This is a genomic window from Pseudomonas mendocina, assembly GCA_037482215.1.
Taxonomy (GTDB): domain Bacteria; phylum Pseudomonadota; class Gammaproteobacteria; order Pseudomonadales; family Pseudomonadaceae; genus Aquipseudomonas; species Aquipseudomonas mendocina_E.
Window position 1 is genome coordinate 121091 of sequence record CP148074.1, and the last position, 24318, is coordinate 145408.

General features: G+C 56.0%; 20 protein-coding genes and 1 tRNA gene. 12 read left to right on the forward strand and 9 right to left on the reverse strand.

Annotated elements, in window-relative coordinates; genetic code table 11:
- From WG219_00480 to WG219_00510, 7 genes are all read right to left on the reverse strand, one after another.
- On the reverse strand, positions 1–837 hold the full coding sequence (locus WG219_00480) for an HAD family hydrolase (protein ID WXL26003.1): 837 nt from the start codon (positions 835–837) through the stop codon (positions 1–3).
- Positions 837–2003 (reverse strand): restriction endonuclease subunit S, encoded by a 1167-nt coding sequence (locus WG219_00485; protein WXL26004.1) that lies wholly within the window; start codon positions 2001–2003, stop codon positions 837–839. Before WG219_00485 ends, WG219_00480 begins: the two co-directional genes overlap by 1 nt.
- Positions 2004–2062: 59 nt before the next feature.
- On the reverse strand, positions 2063–2923 hold the full coding sequence (dinD, locus tag WG219_00490; protein ID WXL26005.1) for a DNA damage-inducible protein D: 861 nt from the start codon (positions 2921–2923) through the stop codon (positions 2063–2065).
- Between the two features lie 11 nt (positions 2924–2934).
- A complete protein-coding gene (locus tag WG219_00495; GenBank protein ID WXL26006.1) occupies positions 2935–4467 on the reverse strand; it encodes a type I restriction-modification system subunit M in 1533 nt (510 codons plus the stop codon).
- A gap of 2 nt (positions 4468–4469) precedes the next feature.
- A complete protein-coding gene (locus WG219_00500; protein ID WXL26007.1) occupies positions 4470–5042 on the reverse strand; it encodes a restriction endonuclease subunit S in 573 nt (190 codons plus the stop codon).
- A 43-nt stretch (positions 5043–5085) separates the two neighbouring features.
- Entirely contained in the window at positions 5086–5367 is a 282-nt protein-coding gene (locus WG219_00505) for a hypothetical protein (protein WXL26008.1), read from the reverse strand.
- Positions 5368–5977: 610 nt separating this feature from the next.
- A tRNA-Arg gene (locus WG219_00510) sits at positions 5978–6054 on the reverse strand.
- A 329-nt stretch (positions 6055–6383) separates the two neighbouring features.
- On the opposite strand from WG219_00510, the gene gabD reads away from it, so the two are divergent.
- The 3 genes from gabD (at position 6384) to WG219_00525 (ending at position 10799) form a co-directional block, all read left to right on the forward strand.
- The gene (gene gabD, locus WG219_00515; GenBank protein WXL26009.1) at positions 6384–7832 is read left to right on the forward strand and encodes an NADP-dependent succinate-semialdehyde dehydrogenase; all 1449 of its coding nucleotides are present in this window, start codon (positions 6384–6386) and stop codon (positions 7830–7832) included.
- Positions 7833–8111: 279 nt separating this feature from the next.
- On the forward strand, positions 8112–9392 hold the full coding sequence (gene gabT, locus WG219_00520) for a 4-aminobutyrate--2-oxoglutarate transaminase (GenBank protein WXL26010.1): 1281 nt from the start codon (positions 8112–8114) through the stop codon (positions 9390–9392).
- A gap of 195 nt (positions 9393–9587) precedes the next feature.
- The gene (locus WG219_00525) at positions 9588–10799 is read left to right on the forward strand and encodes an HDOD domain-containing protein (protein WXL26011.1); all 1212 of its coding nucleotides are present in this window, start codon (positions 9588–9590) and stop codon (positions 10797–10799) included.
- On the opposite strand, the gene WG219_00530 is transcribed toward WG219_00525, so the two are convergent.
- A complete protein-coding gene (locus WG219_00530; GenBank protein ID WXL26012.1) occupies positions 10789–11679 on the reverse strand; it encodes a LysR family transcriptional regulator in 891 nt (296 codons plus the stop codon). The genes WG219_00525 and WG219_00530 overlap by 11 nt on opposite strands.
- Before the next feature lie 604 nt (positions 11680–12283).
- On the opposite strand from WG219_00530, the gene speB reads away from it, so the two are divergent.
- The 6 genes from speB (at position 12284) to WG219_00560 (ending at position 20607) form a co-directional block, all read left to right on the forward strand.
- On the forward strand, positions 12284–13243 hold the full coding sequence (speB, locus tag WG219_00535; protein ID WXL26013.1) for an agmatinase: 960 nt from the start codon (positions 12284–12286) through the stop codon (positions 13241–13243).
- A gap of 86 nt (positions 13244–13329) precedes the next feature.
- On the forward strand, positions 13330–14817 hold the full coding sequence (locus WG219_00540) for a cytosine permease (GenBank protein ID WXL26014.1): 1488 nt from the start codon (positions 13330–13332) through the stop codon (positions 14815–14817).
- Between the two features lie 95 nt (positions 14818–14912).
- Positions 14913–16295 (forward strand): sodium:solute symporter, encoded by a 1383-nt coding sequence (locus WG219_00545; GenBank protein ID WXL26015.1) that lies wholly within the window; start codon positions 14913–14915, stop codon positions 16293–16295.
- A gap of 54 nt (positions 16296–16349) precedes the next feature.
- Entirely contained in the window at positions 16350–17951 is a 1602-nt protein-coding gene (locus tag WG219_00550) for a 5-guanidino-2-oxopentanoate decarboxylase (GenBank protein ID WXL26016.1), read from the forward strand.
- Between the two features lie 46 nt (positions 17952–17997).
- The gene (locus WG219_00555; GenBank protein ID WXL26017.1) at positions 17998–19428 is read left to right on the forward strand and encodes an aldehyde dehydrogenase family protein; all 1431 of its coding nucleotides are present in this window, start codon (positions 17998–18000) and stop codon (positions 19426–19428) included.
- 108 nt (positions 19429–19536) lie between these two features.
- Positions 19537–20607: an FAD-dependent oxidoreductase gene (locus WG219_00560; protein ID WXL26018.1), complete on the forward strand. Its 1071-nt coding sequence runs from the start codon at positions 19537–19539 to the stop codon at positions 20605–20607.
- A gap of 129 nt (positions 20608–20736) precedes the next feature.
- Here WG219_00560 and WG219_00565 read toward each other — a convergent pair whose 3' ends face one another.
- Positions 20737–20859: a hypothetical protein gene (locus tag WG219_00565; GenBank protein WXL26019.1), complete on the reverse strand. Its 123-nt coding sequence runs from the start codon at positions 20857–20859 to the stop codon at positions 20737–20739.
- Between WG219_00565 and WG219_00570 the strand changes: the two genes are divergently transcribed.
- From WG219_00570 to WG219_00580, 3 genes are all read left to right on the forward strand, one after another.
- Positions 20858–22429 (forward strand): methyl-accepting chemotaxis protein, encoded by a 1572-nt coding sequence (locus tag WG219_00570; protein ID WXL26020.1) that lies wholly within the window; start codon positions 20858–20860, stop codon positions 22427–22429. The genes WG219_00565 and WG219_00570 overlap by 2 nt on opposite strands.
- A 267-nt stretch (positions 22430–22696) precedes the next feature.
- Entirely contained in the window at positions 22697–22867 is a 171-nt protein-coding gene (locus tag WG219_00575) for a hypothetical protein (protein WXL26021.1), read from the forward strand.
- Between the two features lie 69 nt (positions 22868–22936).
- Positions 22937–24250, forward strand: coding sequence for an FAD-binding oxidoreductase (locus WG219_00580; GenBank protein WXL26022.1), 1314 nt, complete (start codon positions 22937–22939; stop codon positions 24248–24250).
- Positions 24251–24318: the final 68 nt, after the last annotated feature.

Genomic DNA, 24318 nt, shown 5'->3' on the forward strand with positions numbered 1-24318 from the left:
TCAGCCATTCGCCTCAGCAATCGCACGGTTTGCGGCTACCTTGTCGATCATTGCCTTCACTGCGCAATCAATGGCTGAGCCTTCAGTGTAATCGGCGGTAGTGGCCAGATTGGTGCGACCGTCTTTAACCAGTTGCAGCGCTTTATCGCGAGCGCCTCGTTTGCCTTTTCCGTAGACAGCAATCGAGTGGCCACCTTGGCTTTTTACTAGGCGCATTGAGGGGATATCGGTCTCGCCGTCGCCAATAAAAACCATATTGCTGAATGGCACAGGTCGCTCGGTAGGTTCAACGAATTTGTTGATTACAGAGTTATCGTGCACATCCAAACTGCCCTTGTTGATGCGGAATAGATACTGGGTCTTGGTGGTGTAATTCACCGCTAAGGCTGGCCAGTGTGCGACATCGTTATGGTCGTACATAAAGCCCGAGGCATAGACGCGGGTGAAGTACTTGTTAATAGGTGTGCCCTCAATCATTTCGCGTAGCCCCGATGAAATGATGAAATGCTCGACCTTTACGCCCTTGGCGCGGCCATATTCGGTGACGCGCTTGAACCACTCCTGCACCCCCGGAAATAACTGGATATGTGCGCCGAAATCCGCAAAATTCTCTTTGCGTACCGGTACCTTCGCAGCCTGAGCCTTTTCGATCATTAAGCGCATATAGGCCAAAATCTCGTCCGCCTGCTGCTCCTGCGCCATGCCTTTCGCCTCGCGCCAGAACTCAGCCGGTTTGATACCCAGTGCCGGAACAAAGTCATACTCCTGCATATTGCCGGGAGACAAGGTGCCGTCAAAGTCATAAGCAATCACAAAGGGGACGTGTTTTTTAGCCATTAGGCGACCTCAGATTTATCGACTTTCACTCGACGCTTGCCGGTCAACAGTTGCTGCATCAGGGCTTTCTTTTCGGTTTTTAAGTGGTCTAGCTTTTTCTCTAACAACTCAATTTCTCTGTCGGCAACGGAAAGAACGCGGGCGATTTTTTGTTGTTCTTTGGTATCTAAGGTCGCCCTAAATTCGCTCTCTTTCAATTCGCGCATATGGCGGCTGTAACCGAGATTTGGGATTTCCTTAAAGCAGAGTAAGTAGTACCCAAACTTTTTATGGAATCCATCTTTAGTATCTAAAACTTGTGTGCCATCCGCCCCAGGGCAAAACTCAAAGTCAATCCATTTTAAACAACGCGTGTGATCGCCAAAAACTATCGCAGGAATATCAGAGTATGTGTCGTCATTATTACAATATCCTGCGATCAGCTGTTTACCTTGATCGACCACTGGAGTAGAACCTGATTCTTGATAATTTGTAGATTTAACTTGGGCTGATTTTTTATTTTTAACCTTAAAAAGATTGTTAAACTTTGTATAACTCCACTCTTCCTCAAACCGCTTGCCGTTATCGTCGAACAGACGTTTTTTTCCAGTGAGCAGTTGCTGCATCAACGCTTGTTTTTGGCTGCGGCTGTTGGCGAGCAGTTGTTCTGTGGTGGTGATCGCCTTATCCCATGTTGAAAGTATTTTGGCGATTTTTACCTGTTCTAATTGGGGCGGAATTAGCAAGGGATAAGATTTAAGACTGTCAGTCTCTAGCCGTCCAGTACCATGCCCTGCTGTAGTAACTAATTGTCTGATTTTTTCTTTATTGCCTGCCAGCAAAAAAGAAAGATAAAGCCCATCAACGTTTTTCTCTGGGATCAAGGCCTTTATATCTTGATTAAACGCTAAAGGTCTTGTCGCAAACCCTACAGGAAAGTCTTTTAGCAATGTCATGCCACGGACGAGGATCAGAGTTGAGCCAGCTGGAGCTTTATTAGTTGACTCAAAACCTTCGTCAGACAGCATGTCGATACTACTAGCTAGGTAGTGCTGCTTTAGGTCTTTACCTGAAATCCAAGGATGGCTTCCAGCCCAATATGCCGTGTTGGATTTACTGGGTGTGCCGCCGGATGTGAACTTTGCTAAATCGCCGAGCTCACGAATTTTCCACCCCTCAGGCACCATTACCCAAGCCCTCTATACACTTCGTCTGCCTACTGTTCGAATAAATAAAAGCGCGCATTTTATTCATCACCGATATCCTTGAAGTTAAGCGTTTCTGGATTTTGCAGAGATTTTTTATCTGCAGATGCTAGGCGTCGTTCTACTTTCTTCACATCTTCGGCGGGCGGCAGGGCTTCTGGAAAGATGCCTCGGTTAATCAATGTCTGCCTTACTGCTTCGTTGTTAATGACGTGCTCATTGGATATCTGTTTTTCGACGCTCATTTTTTGGGCGCGGGCATTATGTATGGTGATCTCGGTGGCAAAGTCCTTTGCTTTTAGGATTATGGTCGGGGCAAAGTCAGCCAGCGGGCGACTGTCGGGCACCTGCCATTGATCTTTCATTGCTTTGGTATTTCGCCCAAATAATGCGGTGTCGCCTTTGCTTCGGATCAAAGCAAAGTTTTCGTTACCTCCCGTCTGTTCAAAAATCACACTGGAGAGTTCTTTCTCTGTGGAAGATAGCTTTTGGCGTGCTTGTACACGCTCGGCCTCAAGCAGCCGTTGCTCTATCAGCTCTGCCTTCCTTGTCTGCATAGCAAAATAGGTTTGGGCAAAGGCAACCTGCTGCTTACGCGAGTCGCCATTCTGGGCGATCAGGTAGCAGGCATACCGAGTCAGCATCACGTCGTCGATTTCGCGTTGGCTGCCTGAACCAAGCTCGACCATTTTCCCAACGTCGGCAAAATGGTCTGATGCCGCATGGCCGCTGACTTCACAGGCGGTCTTTGCCTTTGAGATAACACTGACAAAATTGTCCCATTTGCCATACCCCAGTAGGTGCTGGAGGTCACGCGCCAACCAATACTCCAGACCCTCTTGGGTGTGCTGTGCATGGCTTTCAAACGTAGCGGTAAGCGAGTGAATTTGCTGCTGCTCCATTGATGGCCTCCTTACTTGGTCTCGGTGTGATAACCCAGCTCTACGAGGTAGCTTTCCATTTCTTTCTCTAAGGCCGCCATCTCTGCTTGCAGCTGCAAACGCTCAGCGCGCACGGCCTCCAGATCAATCTCTTTCTCCTCCTCAAAGGTGTCCACATAGCGGGGGATGTTGAGGTTGTAATCGTTATCGCGAATTTCTTGCAGCTTGGCGCGGTGGCTGTATTTGTCGGAGTTGATGCGGTGGCGGTAGGTGACCAGGATATTGTTGATCTGTTCTTCGCCCAGCAGGTTCTGGTTTTTGCCTGCGATAAACTCGCGGCTGGCATCGATAAACAGCACGGTGTCATCGGTTTTGCCTTTGCTAAACAGCAGAATGGCGGCCGGAATCCCGGTGCCGTAAAAGAGTTTTTCCGGCAGGCCGATGACGGCATCCAGCAGGTTTTCTTCAATCAGCTTTTGGCGAATTTTGCCTTCACTGGAGCCGCGAAACAGTACGCCGTGGGGCACGATAACGGCCATGCGCCCGGTCTTAGCCTTGAGCGTTTCGATCATGTGCAGAATAAAGGCGTAGTCGCCTTTGGTTTTCGGCGGAATGCCGCGATTAAAGCGGCCGAACTTGTCGTTTTCGGCTTCATCATGCCCCCACTTGTCGAGGGAGAACGGTGGATTGGCGGTCACGATGTCGAACTGCAGTAACTGGCCATTGCTATCGAGCAGCTTGGGGTTGCGCAGGGTGTCGCCCCATTCGATTTTGTGGTTGTCCTCGCCGTGCAGGAACATGTTCATTTTGGCCAGCGACCAAGTAGAGCCGATGGCCTCCTGGCCATACAGGGCGTAGTGCTTGCTGTTGTGGTGTTCGCGCACTTTGCGCCCGCACTTCATCAGCAGCGAGGCGGAGCCACAGGCCGGGTCGCAAATGCTGTCGCCCGGTTGCGGGTCGAGCAGTTCGGCAATCAGCTCGGAGACTTCTGGCGGGGTGTAGAACTCACCGGCTTTCTGCCCACCGCTGGCGGCGAAGTTTTTAATCAAAAACTCATAGCCGTTGCCAATCACGTCCAAGCTGCCAACGCGGGATGGCTTAAGGTTGAGTTCGTCTTTGGCAAAGTCTTCCAGCAGGTGACGCAGGATGGTGTTCTTCTGCTTCTCTTCGCCAAGCTTGTCGGTATTAAAGGAGATGTCCTGGAACACGCTTTTGCCGGCATCTTTTAGCTTGGTGCCGTTGGCTTCTTCGATGGCGTGCAGTGCCTGATCAATACGCTCGCCGTTACCGGGCTCGTGCCGCTGCTCATAAAGGGCGTAAAAGTTAGCGCTAGGCGGGAGCACAAAACGCTCGTTATTGAGCATTTCCTCAATCAACTCTGGCTCATCGCCATATTCTTTTTTGTAGGCGTCGTAGTGGTCCTGCCAGACATCGCTGATGTATTTCAAAAACAGCATGGTCAGCACGAAGTCTTTATAGGTGTCCGCGCTGATGGTGCCACGGAAGGTGTCGCAGGCCGCCCAAAGGGCTTTGTTGATGGCGTCCTGGTTTACTTTGCTGTTCATATCTATTCCTTAATAAGCTGCTGGTAGATGCCTTGCAGCATGTGCTCTCTGTTGGTTTGCAGGCGCGCGATCAGCCTATCCTCCTCGTCCCACAGCGCTTGCAGCGCAATCAGCTTCTGCTGAGTGGCGAGGGGTGGAAGGGGGATTTTCATGTCCATCAACGACGCTTTGCTGATGGCTTGAATCGCACTGCCGCTGCGCTCAAGGCTTCTCTGGCTTTGAGGCAGGTTGATAAGCCAGCACAGGTATTCGGGTAAGACGTCCTGTTTTTTTGTGCTGACAATAAAGAATTGGCTGGTGACAACAACGGCGTGCTGCCCGGTAAACAGAGCGGCCTTGTTGGTATCACCACGGGCGATCACAGCGATATCGCCGGACTGGAGCAGTGGCGGCGAGGTGCGCGCATCCCAGTTGATGGCCGTTAGCGTGTCCGGTTCAATTATCGAGTTCTGGCGCAGATCCTTGATCTGTAGAACACGAATATCACCAGCCGGGTCATGCTCCAACGCGCCGCGAAAGGTGTATCCGGAACGGATATCGGCCACATCGCTCAATTTGAATAACGGGTTTGGCATAAGTAACTCGGAGTAAAAGCGCCATCCTTGGCGCAGATGTTTATCAAGCTTCGCAGCGCTGATATTGATTTTGTAGCCACTGAGTTTTTTCAGCGCTTAACCCAAACCAGGCGGCGTCTCCCTGTAGTCGGGTCACCAGCAGGCCGTCGTCAGCGTCCATCGCGGACCAGAGATTATCTCTAACCTGGGCTGCGGATTGGTCGGTGGCGATGATCCAAGTGGACTCCAGCGCATGGCACCAAGTGCCATAGGCTTTAATCCGGTCATATAGGGCTTGGTAGTTACGCTGCTTACGCAGGTCGTAGGCGATTTGATACAGTTTCATAGCTTTAGCTCTCCTAACGGGTCAGTTATTGCACTCGCGGCAGGCTGCAACCTGCCGCACCTTATTTTTACTCCGTACGAATCGTACTGAGATGAAGGCGAGATGAATATCGCTCGCTTGAGCGCTGCTGTCAATTTGTTTTTTTGCAGTAGGGGCTCTATGGAGTTTGCGTCAGATTAGCTTCATGCCGCCTTCTTCTATATGAATTACCTAGAAGATAGGCTGACTCTGTTGCGTGGCTGTTCCCGCTACACGCGCAGCGCTAAGCTCGCCAGTCGAGATGCTGTTGAAAGGCTCAACTCGCTAGACCTCCTATTTGATGGCTAAATCAGCTCAGCAACTGAGGCAGTAAGGGGCTTGACTCAGGATGGGGCAATGCCTGACGCAGTGATTACCAATTCTTAATGAAGTAATCGATATTCCATCCCTGTTTGCGGCACTCGATAAGGCCGAGGCGAAAGCAAGGTCTAAGGCTCGCCTAGCTGAGGTCTAGGCAAGCGTTCGTCGCTATTTGGCCAGACTGGATGGAAAAGATTTTTTGGCGGGAATCGACTTAGAGGTCAGAAAGACCTGAAACCATAAGAGGGGAGATGCTTGACGCTCGGGAAGATGGCGCACTCGGCGGGATTCGAACCCACGACCCCTGCCTTCGGAGGGCAGTACTCTATCCAGCTGAGCTACGAGTGCGTTGCGGGGCGCAATCATACGCATCTCGTTTGCGGGCGTCCATGTGTACGGTCGCTATGTTGGTGATTCTGAACGCGTAATACGAATTGACGATGTCGTGAACAGCGTCACTTGTGTCAAATTGTGCGTTAATTTTTTCGAACGGCTATTGCCCTTTAATTGCGTTGACCCTAGCATTCGTTTGAGATTTCAAACGCTTCGGCTGGGATTCTTTGCACTTAAGGGCGCAATCAGTCGGAGCTTAGCCACCAAGAACAAGTCCAGGCGCACCGCCGCGGCGCAGCCAATTACTGGCTCTGCACCGGGTGTCAGGGGTTTAGGAGACCGCCATGCAATTGAAAGACCCTCAACTGTTCCGCCAGCAGGCTTATATCGATGGCCAGTGGCTGGATGCGGACAACGGCCAGACCATCAAGGTCAACAACCCGGCCACCGGCGAGATCATTGGCAGCGTGCCGAAAATGGGCACCGCTGAAACCCGTCGCGCGATTGAAGCGGCTGAGAAAGCCCTGCCGGCTTGGCGTGCACTGACCGCTAAAGAGCGTGCGGCCAAACTGCGTCGTTGGTTTGAGCTGATGATGGAAAACCAGGACGACTTGGGTCGCCTGATGACCATTGAGCAGGGCAAGCCGCTGGCTGAAGCCAAGGGCGAGATTGCTTACGCGGCCTCCTTCTTGGAGTGGTTCGCTGAAGAGTCCAAACGCATTTACGGTGACGTGATTCCGGGCCACCAGCCAGACAAGCGCCTGATCGTGATCAAGCAGCCTATCGGTGTGACCGCAGCAATTACGCCGTGGAACTTCCCGTCCGCGATGATCACCCGTAAAGCGGGCCCGGCCCTTGCTGCCGGTTGCACCATGGTGCTCAAGCCTGCTTCGCAAACTCCGTACTCTGCACTGGCGCTGGCTGAGCTGGCTGAGCGCGCTGGCATCCCGAAAGGCGTGTTCAGTGTGGTAACCGGCAGCGCGGGCGAAGTCGGTGGCGAGCTGACCAGCAACCCGACTGTGCGCAAGCTGAGCTTCACCGGCTCCACTGAGATTGGCCGTCAGTTGATGGCTGAGTGCGCTCAGGACATCAAAAAGGTGTCGCTGGAACTGGGCGGTAACGCACCGTTCATCGTGTTCGATGATGCCGATCTGGATAAGGCCGTAGAAGGCGCACTGATCTCCAAATACCGCAACAACGGTCAGACCTGCGTATGCGCTAACCGCCTGTACGTTCAGGAAGGCGTGTACGACGCATTCGCTGAGAAGCTGGCTGCCGCTGTAGCTAAGCTGAAAATCGGTAACGGTCTGGAAGAAGGCATCACCACCGGCCCGCTGATCGACGACAAAGCCAAGGCCAAGGTGCAAGAGCACATCGACGACGCGCTGAGCAAAGGTGCTCGCGTACTGGCCGGTGGCAAGCCGCACGCACTGGGTGGCAGCTTCTTTGAGCCAACCATTCTGGTGGACGTGCCGCGTGATGCCGCCGTTGCCAAAGAAGAAACCTTCGGCCCACTGGCTCCGCTGTTCCGCTTTAAAGACGAAGCTGACGTGATCGCCATGTCTAACGACACCGAGTTCGGTCTGGCCTCTTACTTCTACGCCCGTGATCTGGGCCGCGTGTTCCGCGTTGCGGAAGCACTGGAGTACGGCATGGTGGGTGTGAACACCGGCCTGATCTCTAACGAAGTGGCTCCGTTCGGTGGCATCAAGGCATCGGGCCTGGGTCGCGAAGGTTCCAAGTACGGCATTGAGGACTACCTGGAAATCAAATACCTGTGCCTGGGTATCTGATCAATCAGAGCAGTTAAGTAATACCTTTCGCGGCGAGACCGCTCCTACGGGCGAGTGTTTTGTAGGAGCGGCTTCAGCCGCGAACAGCAGCTTCAGGCTGCACAGTTTTGTAGTACCGATACACCCCAGGTGTTACCAAAGAGTCGGGCATCCGGGCAGCTACACCACAAAGAACCAAGGTAACTTGCGAGTTGAGGCAGTCGATCATCGAATGCTGCCGGGGCTTAGCGGGTTCCAAATCCTTAATCAACGTCGGCAATTCCGGCGAATGAGGAAGTTATGAGCAAGACCAACGAATCCCTGTTGCAACGTCGTCAGGCCGCTGTACCGCGCGGTGTCGGCCAGATCCACCCGGTTGTCGCTGAGCGCGCCGAGAACTCCACTGTTTGGGACGTGGAAGGCCGTGAGTACATCGACTTCGCAGGCGGTATCGCCGTACTGAACACTGGCCACCTGCACCCGAAAGTGGTTGCAGCGGTTCAGGAGCAACTGGGCAAGCTGAGCCACACCTGCTTCCAGGTTCTGGCTTATGAGCCGTACATCGAACTGTGCGAAGAAATCGCTAAGCGTGTACCGGGCAACTTCGCTAAGAAAACCCTGCTGGTCACCTCTGGTTCTGAAGCTGTTGAAAACGCCGTGAAAATCGCCCGTGCTGCCACTGGCCGCGCTGGCGTAATCGCTTTCACCGGCGCTTACCACGGTCGTACCATGATGACCCTGTCCCTGACCGGTAAGGTTGTGCCTTACTCCGCCGGTATGGGCCTGATGCCTGCTGGCGTGTACCGTGCACAAGCACCGTGCCCGCTGCATGGCGTGAGTGAAGACGAGGCTATCGCCAGCATCGAGCGCATCTTCAAGAACGACGCGCAGCCGAGCGACATCGCTGCCATCATCATCGAGCCGGTTCAGGGCGAAGGCGGTTTCTACGTTAACTCCCCGGCCTTCATGCAGCGTCTGCGCGCCCTGTGCGACCAGCACGGCATCCTGCTGATCGCTGACGAAGTGCAGACTGGCGCTGGCCGTACTGGCACCTTCTTCGCCACTGAGCAGCTGGGCATCGTTCCTGATCTGACCACGTTTGCTAAGTCCGTTGGCGGTGGTTTCCCGATTTCCGGCGTGTGCGGTAAAGCCGAAATCATGGACGCTATTGCTCCGGGCGGTCTGGGTGGCACTTATGCCGGTAGCCCGATTGCTTGTGCTGCTGCGCTGGCCGTGCTGAAAGTGTTTGAAGAAGAGAAACTGCTGGAGCGCTCGCAGGCTGTTGGCGAGAAGCTGAAAGCAGGCCTGAAAGCTATCGCTGCCAAGCACAACGTGATTGGTGACGTGCGTGGTCTGGGTTCGATGGTTGCTATCGAGCTGTTCGAAGGCGGCGACGTGCACAAACCAGCTGCTGAGCTGGTTGGCAAGATCGTGACCCGCGCCCGCGAGAAAGGCCTGATCCTGCTGTCGTGCGGTACGTACTACAACGTTATCCGCTTCCTGATGCCGGTTACTATTCCAGACGCGCAATTGGAAAAAGGTATTTCGATCGTCGCCGAGTGCTTCGACGAGCTGGCATAATTAGCGTTCTGTAAGCGTCACAGAAAAGACCCGCTGCTGCGGGTCTTTTTTTACAAGCAGGGATTGCACGCGTCATTTGGTCATCTGGTACCAAAGTACTTTTTGATGATCAAATACAACACTTTGTGTATTCGAATATCCTTTCTGCGCCACAAGCAGAATTCGGAATCTCGGAATTTCCCTGTTTGAGGCGTTATGGTTGTTTCGGTCAAAAGTGCGGATGTCGTTATTGCCGATACCGACCCCTGGACAGCTGATCTGCTGGTTCAACTGGTTCGCGATGTGTGGCCGGGGGCGCGGGTCGAGAAGTTCTCGGATGGCCAATCGGTTCTGACTCTGTGCAAACGACGTCTGCCGAAACTGATCATTGCTGACTGTGATCTGCCGGTTCTGGATGGTGTGGAGCTGTTGCGTCAAGTGCGCAGGCTGGCTCCGGCCACTGCCCTTCCCTTTGTTCTGATCAGCGACCGTTTGGATGCCCAGAGTGTTCGTGCGGTGCGTCCGCTGACACCTTCGGCCTATCTGGCTAAACCGTTTAATGCCGAGATGCTCAGGCAGCGTCTCAGTGCTTTGGTGGGCCCTGCGAAAAGTAAATCGGCTGAGCCGGTAAACAGGGCTAAGAGCTTGCAGGCTCATTTGGAGGCTGCGCGCTTAGGTGGTCAGGGGGCTCCGCTGCTGAGTGAGGTTCGCGACGCGGTTAGTCAGCGCCTAAATGGTCAAAACGTTGACCTGCGTGAGCTGGAGCAGATGTTTATCCGCGATCCGCAGATTACTGCTCGGCTGATCGCCGCCGCCAACAGTGCTGCGCAGCACAATGGCGCACCTTGCCAGACTCTTCATCAGGCCATTGGACGCTTGGGCCAGGCGCGCACGCTGAATCTGGTATTGGGCATGACCTTGCAGCGCAGTGCCCGTCTGAGTGATCCACGCTTGGCTGAGCTTGCTCAGACTGTCTGGCAGCAGGCTCAGGACAGCGCTGAGTTGGCAAACTGGCTGGCTGAAGACCAGAAGCTCAATACCGATCTGTGCTTTACCGCAGGCTTGCTGCACAACATCGGTGAGCTGGCTTTGTTGCGCAGTCTTCAGGATTGGGTCGATGCTGGCGGGGAACTGAACGAGATTGATATTCAGGACAGCTTCACCATGCGCTCTGCGAGCTTCGGCTCCGCATTACGTATGCAGTGGCGCTTGCCTCTGAGTCTGCGTGAGTTGATTGCCGCGTTTTATCAGCTTAGCCAAGGGGTTTTCAGCCGCGAAGCATTGGTGCTGAACTTAACCCGTTTGATCATGTGCACGCCCGCTGACAAGCCCTTGACCAGCCTTCGGGATGAGCGCTGTGTGCGCTTGCTGAGGATGGATGTCAGCGTGTTGGGGTGCGTACCCCGCCCCTCATCGGTTATTTGCTGAACTGCACTTTGAGCAGGTCGCGGAAAGCCTGAATCAGGGGCTCACGGAGGCGACCGCGGCGCAAAATCAGTGAGAATGGCGCTTGATAACCGAAAGTCGCCGGAGACAGCACCCGCAACTTGCCTTGATCAACCCAGTGCTGTGCGTAGTGTTCCGGCAGGTAGCCGATATAGGCGCCTGACAACACGAGAATCAGCTGGGCTTCCATTGACTCCACCGTCGCCGCGCTGTGCTTGAAGCCATGCCGCGCTAACTCCGCCTGACTCCAGTAGCCGCGCCCGACCATGCGTTGCTGGGTGATCACTTCTGCCGGTATACGTCGGGCTTTAAATAGCGAGTGCCGCTCGCTGCAATACAGCCAGTGCTGTTCACGGTACAGAGGCTGGTAAACCAAGCCGTTCATGCGGGTAAAAAATGCGCCGATGGCCAGGTCGAGACGGTTTTCCATCACGGCCATTTGCAGCTCGTGTGGGCTCTGTACCGATAAATACAGGTGCACGGCCGGGTATTCCTGGCTGTAGGCACCGATGACATCGGCCAGTGGCAGTGCCGAGTCACCCACCACCGCATCCAGTACGCCGAGGTTGAGGGTGCCGCGCAGTTCGCCTTTAAGGGCGGCGGAATAGCGCTCGAAACTCTCCATTTCTCCCAGCAGGCGCAAACATTCCTGATAGAACAGCTCGCCTTTACTGGTCAGGGTGAAGCCGCCCCGGCCGCGATGGCACAGCACAATGCCCAGCTGATTTTCCAGCTGACTCATGTAGGTGCTAATGGCGGATGTGGAGAGGTTGAGTTCCTGCTGGGCAGCAGCAAAACCCTGATGGCGAACGACAGCAGTGAAGATTCGCAGCAGTTTGAGGTCGGGCAGAACGGACGACATAACGATCATTCAGGCTTGGACCTGAGGCAGTTTAGCGCGCCTCAAGAGCGTATTCACTCGCTAGTTTACGATTTTTTAAAGTTATTAGAGCAGCAATGCGGCTACATTCGCTGATGCTTAGGTTAGCGGTTTCACGGAGAGGATTCGGGCGATTGTTGTACGGCAAGTGCATGAGAAAAGATTGACTAGGCAGATCTACAAGCCTTGCTTTGAAAGGCATTGGCGGCTTTCTCAGGCTTTTATCTGGCTGCGGTTGCTATGAGATATAGCCATTTCTAGAGCACTCATATTCAGGCTGTATTTAATGATTCCGCATTCAGTTCGAGCATTTATGAACACTCTCATTGAAGTTTGAATGACTCGAAGCAGAGTTTCTGGGTGATATCGGCACGGTGAGTTGATGTATTACAGGACATAAATCAATAGATTTTCCTGAAAACAGGCCTCTGGCAGCACTTGAAAATCCTATCTGGCCCCCATGGGAACTGGCTTTCATTAGTTAGTTTATAAAATCATGAACTAAATATTTGGTATTGGCGATTCTTTCGGAAATTGTCCTGACCAAGAATCAATCCACAACCATAACTAACCGTGAGGCCCACCCATGGACAAGATCCTGCACCAACCCCTGGGCGGCAATGAAATGCCCCGTTTCGGTGGCATCGCCACCATGATGCGTTTGCCCCATATCCAGACCTCGGAAGAGAAGCGCAAACTCGACGCCGCCTTTGTCGGCATTCCACTGGATATCGGCACCTCCCTGCGCTCCGGCACCCGTTTTGGTCCGCGTGAAATTCGCGCTCAGTCGGTGATGATCCGCCCGTACAACATGGCCACCGGTGCTGCTCCGTTTGATTCGCTGAATGTGGCCGATATTGGCGACGTTGCGATTAACACCTTCAACATGGCCGAAGCGGTGCGCATCATCGAAGAAGCCTACGATGACATCCTCGATCACGGCATCATCCCGCTCACGTTGGGTGGTGATCACACCCTGACGTTGCCGATTCTGCGAGCCATCAAGAAGAAATATGGCAAGGTTGGTTTGGTCCACGTAGATGCTCACGCCGACGTTAACGACCATATGTTCGGCGAAAAAATCGCCCACGGAACCACCTTCCGCCGCGCTGTGGAAGAAGGCCTGCTGGACTGCGACCGCGTGGTGCAAATCGGTCTGCGCGCGCAGGGCTATACCGCTGAAGACTTCAACTGGAGCCGTAAGCAGGGCTTCCGCGTGGTGCAGGCTGAAGAGTGCTGGCACAAATCGCTGGAACCGCTGATGGCTGAAGTGCGTGAGAAAGTCGGCGGTGGCCCGGTTTACCTGTCTTTCGATATCGACGGCATCGACCCGGCTTGGGCGCCTGGTACTGGCACCCCAGAAATCGGCGGTCTCACGACCATTCAGGGTATGGAAATCATCCGTGGTTGCGCGGGTCTGGATCTGATCGGTTGCGACCTGGTTGAGGTCTCCCCGCCTTATGACACCACCGGCAACACCTCGCTGCTGGGTGCCAACCTGCTGTACGAAATGCTCTGCGTTTTGCCCGGTGTAGAGAAGCGCTGATTTACCCAACAAGCTGATCATAAAAACAACAAAGAGCCGCTCATGAAGTTCCATGTTCTCGGGAGGAGCGGCTCGGGAGAGAAAACATGCGTGACGCTGACAATGCTAAGCCGATAACGCGGGTTGAGACGTTCGGGATCGAGGAGATTCCGGCCAGCGAGCGGCATGCCAAGCCACTTGATCTGTTCCGGTTGGTATTTGGTGGTGCCAATACCTTTGCAACGGCGGTGCTGGGGAGTTTCCCGGTGCTGTTCGGGTTGTCTTTTCAGGCTGGTCTGATGGCCATTCTGCTGGGGGTGGTAGTCGGTGCGCTGATTCTGGCGCCGATGGGTATCTTTGGTGCGCTGAATGGCACCAACAATGCAGTCTCGTCCAGCGCTCACTTTGGTGTGCATGGCCGGATCGTCGGTTCGTTCCTGTCGCTGCTGACGGCGGTCGCGTTCTTCTCGCTGTCAGTGTGGAGTTCCGGTGATGCGTTGGTTGGCGGTGCCCATCGCCTATTTGGCCTTCCGGAGAGCAACCTGACCCTGGGCTTGGCCTATGGCCTGTTCGCGGTGCTGGTGCTTGCGGTGTGTATCTATGGCTTCCGCTTCATGCTGTGGGTCAACAAGATCGCTGTAGTCAGTGCCAGTGCGCTGTTCCTGCTGGGTATTTTTGCTTTCGCCGGTGCATTCGATTTTGACTACGCCGGTAGCATCAGCATGGACGATGCAGGCTTCTGGGCTTCGTTCCTCGGCGCTGCGCTGATCGCCATGAGTAACCCGGTTTCCTTCGGGGCTTTCCTCGGTGATTGGTCGCGTTATATCCCGCGTGAAACCTCCAAGCTGGGCATCATGGGTGCGGTGTTCGGTGCGCAGATCGCGACGCTGATCCCGTTCATCTTTGGTCTGGCTACGGCCACCATCGTGGCGGTACAGGCGCCGCAGTATGTCGAGCAGAACAACTATGTGGGTGGCCTGCTGAGCATCTCTCCGGCTTGGTACTTCCTGCCGGTGTGCCTGCTGGCAGTGATTGGTGGTATGTCCACCGGCACTACGGCGCTGTATGGCACCGGGTTGGATATGTCGAGCATGTTCCCACGTGTGCTGAGCCGCGTACGGGCGACGATGCTGATCGGTTTGGCGGCGATTGCGTTCATCTTTATCGGCCGCTTTGTGGCGGATCTGGTGCAGAGCGTATCGACCTTTGCCGTGCTGATCGTGACCTGCACCACACCGTGGATTGTGATCATGATCATCGGACTGCTCGACCGCCGTGGCTTCTACGATTCCCATGACTTGCAGGTGTTCACCCGCGGTGAGCGCGGTGGTCGTTACTGGTTCAGCAATGGCTGGAACTGGCGCGCCATGATCGCCTGGATTCCGAGTGCGGCGGTAGGTCTGTGCTTCGTCAACCTGCCGGGGCAGTTCGTCGGCCCGTTCGGTGAGTCGGTTGGCGGGATTGATATCAGCCTGCCGCTGACCATGGGCATGGCCTGTGTGCTGTATCTGTTGCTGTTACGTGTGTTCCCGGAGCCGGCTGAGGTGTTTGGCCCGAAAGGTGCCCTGTGGTCGCGTACGAGAAATAGCCGGTAAAAACGAAAGTGGCCGGTTCTGAGATCCGGCCACTGCATTCAGTTAGATAACAGCTGGATGCAGATGAAGTTCTACAACAATAAGAGGTTTTCATCATGGTCACTGACCTGATTGTTATTCTGCTGTATGTAGCTGCCATGCTAGCGCTGGGTTGGTACGGTATGCGCCGCGCTAAAACCCGTGAAGATTATCTGGTAGCCGGGCGTAATCTGGGCCCGGTGTTTTATACCGGCACCATGGCGGCCACCGTGCTTGGCGGTGCTTCCACCATCGGTTCCGTTCGCTTGGGTTATGTCCACGGTGTCTCCGGTATCTGGCTGTGTGCCGCGCTGGGTCTGGGCATCATCGGTATCAGCCTGCTGCTGGCCAAGCCACTGATGCGCCTGAAGGTGTACACCGTGACGCAAGTACTGGAGCGTCGCTATAACCCGACTGCCCGCCATTCCAGTGCTGCGATCATGCTGGTGTACGCGCTGATGATCGGTGCCACCTCCATCATCGGTATGGGCAGCGTGATGAGTGTGCTGCTGGGTCTACCGTTCTGGGTGTGCGTATTGCTCGGCGGCGGTATTGTGGTGCTGTATTCCACCATCGGTGGTATGTGGTCGCTAACCCTGACTGACATCGTGCAGTTCATGATCATGACCATCGGCCTGGTGTTTGTACTGATGCCGATGTCCATTAGCGATGCGGGTGGTTGGGATGCATTGGTAGCGGCTCTGCCTGCCAGCGCGTTCGATTTCACGGCGATCGGCTGGGACACCATCATCACCTACTTCCTGATCTACTTCTTCGGCATCTTCATTGGTCAGGACATTTGGCAGCGTGTGTTTACCGCACGTAGCGAGACGGTTGCCCGCGTTGCCGGTACAACCGCAGGCATCTACTGCGTCCTGTATGGTCTGGCCATGGTGCTGATCGGTATGGCGGCAAAAGTGCTGCTGCCGGATCTGGCCAATGCCAACGACGCGTTTGCCAGCATTGTGCAGACCAGCCTGCCGGACGGTATCCGTGGTCTGGTGGTTGCAGCGGCTCTGGCTGCGCTGATGTCCACTGCCAGTGCCGGTCTGTTGGCCGCCTCCACTACTGCCGCTCAGGATCTGTGGCCGCTGGTCAGCGGTAAGCAGAGCAATGAGGGCGTGCATGTAAACCGCGTGTTCACCCTGCTGCTGGGCGTGCTGGTGCTGGGTATCGCACTGGTGGTCAGCGATGTGATCAGTGCCCTGACCATGGCCTATAACCTGTTGGTAGGCGGCATGCTGATTCCGCTGCTGGGTGCGGTGTACTGGAAACGTGCAAGCACCTTCGCCGCTATCGTCAGCATGGCGCTGGGCAGCATCGGTGCAATGGTGTTCATGATCATCGACGGTCTGGATGCCAACACGCCGATTTACTGGGGCTTGGCCCTGAGCGTTACCAGCTTTGTCCTGATCAGCCTGTTCTCACCGCGCAAATCCCCCGTCGCGCATACAGCCTGAATGGATGGCACCGCCTGATGGCGGTGCCTTTTTACTCAATAGGGAGGTGACTGCATGAGCACATGCGGCGAGTTTCTGGTTCAGCAATTACAAGCCTGGGGTGTGGATACCGTATTCGGCATTCCTGGTGTTCATACGGTGGAGCTGTATCGCGGTTTGCCTGAGAGCCGTATCCGCCACATCACTCCGCGCCACGAACAGGGCGCAGGCTTTATGGCCGATGGTTATGCACGGGTGACGGGTAAGCCCGGCGTGTGCTTCATCATCACCGGACCGGGGATGACCAACATCCTCACGGCCATGGGCCAAGCCTACGCCGACTCAATCCCCATGCTGGTGATCTCCAGCGTCAACGAGCGTGAGCGCCTCGGCCTGGGCAAGGGCTATCTGCATGAGCTGCCCAACCAGCGCGCGATGGTCGCCGGTGTTTCGGCCTTCAGCCATACCCTGATGAGTGTCGAAGAACTGCCTGCGGTGTTGGCCCGTGCTTTCACCGTATTTGAGGGTGAGCGTCCGCGTCCGGTGCATATCGAGTTGCCGCTGGACATCATCACTGCCGATGCCTCGCACATGCAGTTGGCGCCCAAGCCGACGGTACGTCGTCCGGCGCCGAACCGCACGCTGATCCGTGAAGCGGCTGGTCTGCTCAAGCAGGCCAAACGGCCATTGCTATTGCTCGGTGGCGGCTGTGTGGCTGCTGAGTCAGAAGCCCGTGCGCTGGCGGCTGCGTTGGATGCGCCGACGGCCCTGACCATTAATGCCAAAGGCTTGCTGCCAGGTGGCCATCCACTGCTGTTGGGCAGTAATCAGTCGCTGGTGCCGGTGCGTGAGTTGGCGCTGCAGGCGGACGTGGTGTTAGCGATTGGCACTGAGCTGGGCGAGACCGATTACGACGTGGTGTTCGATGGCAACTTTAAGTTGCCCGGCCGCCTGATTCGTATCGACATCGACGGCCAGCAACTGCAACGCAACTTCACCCCGCATCTGGCGATTCAGGGCGATGCCCGTCTGGCCATGCGCATGCTGCTGGCCGAACTGGGCCCGCAGGAGATCAACCCGAACGGCCCTGGTGTGCAACGTACGGCAGCGGTACAGCAACAGTTGGCCGAAGATTTTGCCGGCTGGGCGCACTACCGTCAGCTGTTCGACTGCATTCTGGAAGCCTTACCAGATGCCCGTTTTGTCGGTGATTCGACGCAAACCGTCTACAGCGGTAATCACCTGGTCGAGATGGACGGCGCGCGGCGCTGGTTCAACGCCTCCACCGGTTACGGAACGCTGGGTTACGGTTTGCCTGCGGCAATTGGCGCCAAGCTGGCCGAGCCTTCGCGTCCGGTCATCAGCCTGATGGGCGACGGTGGCATTCAGTTCACTCTGCCTGAGCTGGCCAGTGCGGTTGAGGCCAAAGTCGGTGTCATTGTGTTGCTGTGGAATAACAGCGGCTATGGCGAAATCAAACGCTACATGGAGCGCCGCGATATCACCCCGCTGGGGGTGGATATCTATACGCCTGATCTGCTCGCGATCGCCCGAGGCTTTGGTTGTGAGGCGGAACGCGCCCGCGACCATCAGCATTTGCAGGAGCTGCTGCGCAACGCGCCGCAGGATCGCCCGCTGATTATCGAGGTGCTTGAGCAAGCGCCGTTCCATCCGTAAGCCACTCATTGTCAGCCCAGCGGGCTGGCATTAGAGGATCTCGTTCATGACAACCCAACTCTTTATCAATGGCGACTGGTGCGCTTCGAGCATCAGCACACAACTGCCGGTGTACAACCCGGCAACAGCTGAGCAAATCGCTAGCGTGGCCTGCGCCGCACCGGCGGATGTAGACCGTGCCGTACAAGCTGCTCAGGCGGCTTTCCCTGCATGGAGCCAACTCAGTGGCAGCCAGCGCGCCGTATACCTGCGCGGATTTGCCGAGCAGATTAGCAGTCGCAGCGAAGAGCTGATCGCCCTGCAAATGCGCAATAACGGCAAGCCCCGGCATGAGGCTGAGGTGGATATTGGCGATGCCATCGCCACCTTCGCCTATTACGCCGAACAGGCGGATGCGATGGATGCTGGGCAGAACGCCGAAGTGTCGCTGCCGGACAACGCCTTCCGTTCCTACACTCGCCGCGAGCCGGTAGGCGTGGTCAGTTTGATTGTGCCGTGGAACTTCCCGCTGGTGACCAGCGCCTGGAAGATTGCTCCGGCGTTGGCAGCAGGATGCTGTGTGCTGCTCAAGCCGTCCGAATTGACCCCGCTGATCGAGTTGAAGCTGGGCGAAATGGCCCAGACTATTGGCCTACCGGCTGGCGTCCTGAATATCCTGCCCGGTGCGGCGGACGTAGGTACGGCGCTGACGACTCATCCGCAGATCGCCAAAGTCTCATTCACCGGCAGCAATGCAGTGGGTCGCAAAGTCATGCAGGCAGCAGCTGAGCGCACGCTGCCAGTGAGCCTTGAGCTGGGTGGCAAGTCACCCATTGTGGTGTTTGCCGACGCCGATCTGGACCAAGCCGTGGAATGGATCATCGGTGGTATCTGTTGGAACGCTGGGCAAATGTGTTCGGCTACTTCACGTCTGCTGGTGCAGGACGAGATTGCCGATGCGCTGCTGGATCGTCTGGCCAGCGCCATGCACAACCTCAAGGTCGCTGCACCGGATGAAGACGGTTGCGAGATGGGGCCGATGACCAGCCAAGTGCAACTGAACAAGGTACTGGGGTTTTTCGTCATTGCTGAGCAGGAAGGTCTGGATTGCCGCGCTGGCGGACACGCTCTGTCCGGTGAAGGCTGGTTTGTTGCACCGACGCTGTATGCCGATGTGCCTGCAACTAGCCGCCTGTGGAACGCAGAAATCTTCGGTCCTGTGCTATGTGCCCGTCGTTTCACGGATGAAGCCGATGCTCTGCGCCAGGCCAATGACTGTGCGTTTGCGTTGGCTGCCACAGTGGTCAGTGCCGACGCGCAGCGCGCCATGCGCGTGGCCAATGCGCTGGAGGCTGGGCATGTATGGATCAACTCCATGCAGGTGGTTTATCCACAGACCTCCTGGGGCGGTGGTAAAGCCAGCGGTATTGGCCGTGAGCTCGGGCCGTGGGGGTTGGCTGCTTTTCAGCAGATCAAGCACATCACCGTGCCCGTCTGAACGATTAAACGCCGGTAAACGAACTGGGTACACCGGCGGTAGTTCCTTTCTGACGGTGTAAGTCATTACCATGGGCAGCATGTTCTGTGCTGCCCACGGATGATCCGTTTGACTGAATATGACCTGTTGCTGATTGGTGCCGGCCATGCCCATTTGGGTGTGCTGCGGCGCTGGGCGTTGATTGAGCGTCCACCGGGGCGTATTGCCTTGATCGCAGCTAGCCCATTTGCCTGGTATGCAGGGATGATTCCTGCCGTTGTCTCCGGCCGCGCCAGTGCTGATGACGCGCAGATTGATTTGCAATCATTGTGTCGTGCGGCCAAGGTCGATCTGATCGTCAATCCTGTACACAGTCTTTCAGCCGCCCAGCAGCAAGTGCAGCTGGAAGATGGCCGCACATTGCGTGGCAAATGGCTGTCTCTGAATGTGGGCGGGAAGACCAAGGCCCCCGAGCAGAGCGGCGATGCCATGCAGGTCATCGCTGTTAAGCCTTTCGATGCGTTTATCCGCAATTGGCAACAGTGGCAGGCAGAGCCCAAGCCGCTGGCGATTTTGGGTGCTGGTGCGGCGGGCGTGGAACTGGCCTTTGCCTTCGCCGGGCGTGTGCCACAAGTGACACTGATGTGTGCGGGGCATCTGCTTGAGCGGCAGTCACCGGCTCTGCGTTTACGCACCTTGGGCCTGCTGCGCTTGCGTGGGGTTCGGGTACGTGAAGATTGCCCGGTAACCCGGATTGAGCACGACCATCTGTTCAGTGAAAAAGAATGTGTCTGGAGTGGCTCGCGGCTGATTCTGGCCAGCGGTCTTAAGGCACTGGCATGGCCCGAACTGAGCGGTCTGGGCTGCGATGAAAAAGGCTATGTGCTGGTTGCGCCGACCTTGCAGAGTTACACCCACCCACCGATTTTTGCGGTGGGCGATTGCGCCCGCTTTAGCGGGGTGCGCAAGAGTGCCGTCAGCGCTCAGGAGCAGGCTACGATTTTGGCGCATAACCTTGGGGCAGCCCTGCGTGGTTTGCCACTTAAGCAATACCGACCCGGTAAGCAGCGCTTGATGCTGCTGGATACCGGGGATGGCAGTGCCCTATTTGAGTGGCACGGTTATACCGCCAACGGCCCGCTTTACGGGCGGTGGAAAACCTGGCGTGACGAAACTTTCGTACGTCGTCACCGCCTGTAGCTGACCCATCCTGCAGATTCCACTTAGGTAGCGCTCCTACTAGACCAAAGTGTCATGGCCGAGTCGTGGCATGGATGCTCGAATTTGTCCTCTGCCAGAAATGGCTGCATAGAGCGACATCGCCATGGACTACAGAATTGCCGACAGCAGCCGATCACCTGCACAGGTTTTCGGTACTTCGCGCTCCCAGTCTTCTGCCTTTACGGACATGAGCACCGAGCAGCACAGAACAATAATAATGAGGTTTCTCATGCGCTCCGCGTTTGTAGCCTACCCCAAGACCTTTCTATTGCATGCGGCCGGGCTCATTGCTCTGGCATTTGTATACCAGTCCGTTCAGGTTCCTTGGTTTATCAGCTTACCGTCATTTCTGCTGCTGGCGCTGTGGCCCTGGCTGGGGCCGTGGCAGCGTGAGGAGTCATCGGCGCAATCTGGTGCTGCCAATGCGCATGTGTCATTTAACGAGTTGAGCCAGAACCTCTCACGGCATACCTGCCATAACGCCCTGGCAGCAGCCGAGGTGGCTCACGCGGCCTTGCAACTCAGTGGTCGCTTGCAATCACAGCTCAGTGCCACTGAGCAGATTAATCAGGCCGCTGAAGCCATTACCCACACCGAGCACGAAAACGCCCTGCTCGCCGAACAAACCTTGGGCGCTGCGCAAAATGTGCGCCAAAGCAGTACCAGCGGGCAGCAGGACTTACGTGAAGCCATCGAGGCGATGCAGCAGCTCAGTGCGCAAACGGCGACCAGCCGTGAATTGATTGACGGGCTTAGTAGTCGCACAGAACAGATCGAAAAAGTCACCCAGGTGATACAGGCCATCGCCAGCCAAACCAATTTGTTGGCGCTTAACGCCGCTATCGAAGCCGCCCGTGCCGGTGAGATGGGACGCGGCTTTGCTGTGGTCGCAGATGAGGTGCGTAACCTGGCTGGGCGCACCAGCAGTGCCACTGAAGAAGTGGCACAAATCGTCAACGATATACGCCAGCAGAGTGGCGCAGTGGTTGAGCACATGCAGCGCCAAGCCGAGCAATTGACCCAGGCTGCCGAGCAGGTAGAGCGCACCGGTGAGCAGCTGCAAGGAATTGCCAGCCTGGCCGAAGATGTCGCTGCGCAAGTGGGGCAGATTGACAGTGGCACTCGGCATAACCATGAGCGGCTGGCTGAACTGTCTGTCGCGGTGGGCCAGCTGCGCAGTGACGTCAGTGACAGTGAAGTGCAGACCCGACAGTTGAGCAGCTCCTCTGATCGACTTGTGGAGCTGGCCGAAAGCGTCAGCGAGCAACTCTCAGCCGTTAAGTTGGATGACTACCATCAGCGTGTATATGACCTCGCGCGTATGGCGGCGCAACAAATCAGCGAGCAATTTGAATGTGATGTGGACAACAATCGCATCTCCTTAGGCGATTTGTTCGACCGTAATTACCAGCCGATTCCCAATACGTATCCGGCCAAGTACAAAACCCGTTTCGATGACTATGCTGACCGTGTTTTGCCGCAGATACAGGAACCCTTATTGCAGCAGCACGAAGGGCTGGTATTCGCCATTGCCACCACGGCGGAAGGGTATGTGCCGACCCACAACCGCGCCTTTAACCATCCCCCAACCGGTGACCGCACCGTGGATACTGCACGCAGCCGTGGCAAGCGTTTGTTCAACGACCGCACCGGTATTCGTTGTGGCAGCCATCAGCAACCGTTGCTGCTACAGACTTACACCCGCGATACCGGCGAGCTGATGCACGACCTCTCTGTTCCAATCATGGTCAAGGGGCGGCACTGGGGCGGGATTCGGTTGGGCTACAAGCCGGAGAAGTAGTGGGCGTGCGTACTCGCGACTGAAGTCGCTTCCACGAGGCGTGTGTGCTGCCGTTTTTGTGGGAACGGCTTTAGCCGTGAATCGGGCATTCGGGCAACAGTTCATTCAGATAGGTATGCACTGTTCGCGGTTGAAAGCGCTTCCACGAGCGCGGGTGGAGGGGGTAAACGCATGGTGTGGTTGCTGATTAATGTTTAGCCCTTACTTAACCAAGCATACAAAAAACAAGATTTAACGCATGCATCGGGCTGTGTGAATCTGCAGAACATGCGTACTCAAGTGCCGCTGTCTCTTATCCCCATGACCGTCTCACACCTGCGTGAGCGCTCCCGCTTCGCCGTTCCACGTGACGGCCGTTTGCTTCAGGTCATTCTTGCTTTTTGGGCACTGTGGCATTGTCGCCATGCCCGTCCGCCGGATGCTGTAGGTCTCTGCTGATCTTCTTAGCTATCCGCTCTGCGCTGGCGTTGCCAGGCAGCCACTGTTACCTGCATCAGGAACCTCGATATGAATGCCGCGATAAAAAACGTGACGCCGGCTGCTGTACGCAGTCCGTCCTATTACAGCGCAACCCTTAACGAAGAAACCGATTACCCCACACTGGAAGGCACCGTTGAGGCGGATGTTGTCATCATTGGTGGTGGTTTTACCGGTGTGGCGACTGCCGTTGAACTGGCGGAGCGCGGGCTTAAAGTTGCGATCGTCGAAACCAACAAAATAGGTTGGGGCGCGGCCGGGCGTAACGGTGGGCAGGTCACGGGTAGCCTCTCGGGTGATGAGGCCATGCGCAAACAGATGCGCAATACCTTGGGGGCTGAAGTCGATGACTTTATCTGGCACCTGCGCTGGCGCGGTCACGAGATCATCAAAAGCCGTGTGGAGAAATACGGCATTCAGTGCGACCTCAAGCATGGTCACTTGCATGCGGCCATGAAAGATAGCCACATGAAGGAGCTGGAAGCAGCCTATGAAGAGGCTGTGCGCCGTGGCATGAGTCAGGACGTATCGCTCTTGGATGCCAGCGGCGTTCGTGAGCATTTGGGCAGTGAGTTGTACTGCGGGGCGATCAAAAACACCCGCAATATGCACCTGCACCCGCTGAACCTGTGCATCGGTGAGGCCAAGGCGGCCGCCAGCCTGGGAGCGCTGATTTTTGAAAACTCCGAAGTGCTGGAAATCATCCACGGTGCCAAGCCTGCGGTGGTCACAGCCAAGGGCCGGATCAATGCCAAGCAGGTGATGCTGGCAGGCGACGTTTACCACAAGCTGGAGCAGAAGAAGCTCAAGGGTATGATCTTCCCAGCCATGGGTGGCATTGTTACCACTGCTCCGTTGGGTGATCTGGCTGAGCAGATCAACCCGCAGGATCTGGCGGTGTATGACTGCCGCTTCGTGCTGGATTATTACCGCCTGACGGCTGACAAGCGCCTGCTGTTCGGAGGTGGTTGTAACTACTCAGGTCGTGACTCCCGTGATATTGCAGCTGAATTGCGTCCGGGCATCGAGCAGACCTTCCCGCAGCTTAAAGGTGTGGCCATCGACTTCCAGTGGAGTTGTGCGATGGGCATTGTGATCAATCGGATTCCGCAACTGGGCAAGCTGTCGGATAACGTTTGGTACTGCCAGGGCTACTCGGGCCACGGTATCGCGACGACTCACATCATGGGTGAGATCATGGCCAATGCCCTGACCGGCACCCTGGGCCATTACGACACCTTTGCTGCCTGCAAGCACATCAAAGTGCCGTTGGGTGATGTGTTCGGCAACCCGATGCTGGCGGCGGGTATGTGGTACTACCAGATGATGGAAAAGCTGCGCTGAGTGTTTGGGGTGGGTAAGCCTTCGGCCTTACCCACCCTGCATGACACGGGCCCTGCAGGGGGCGCGTG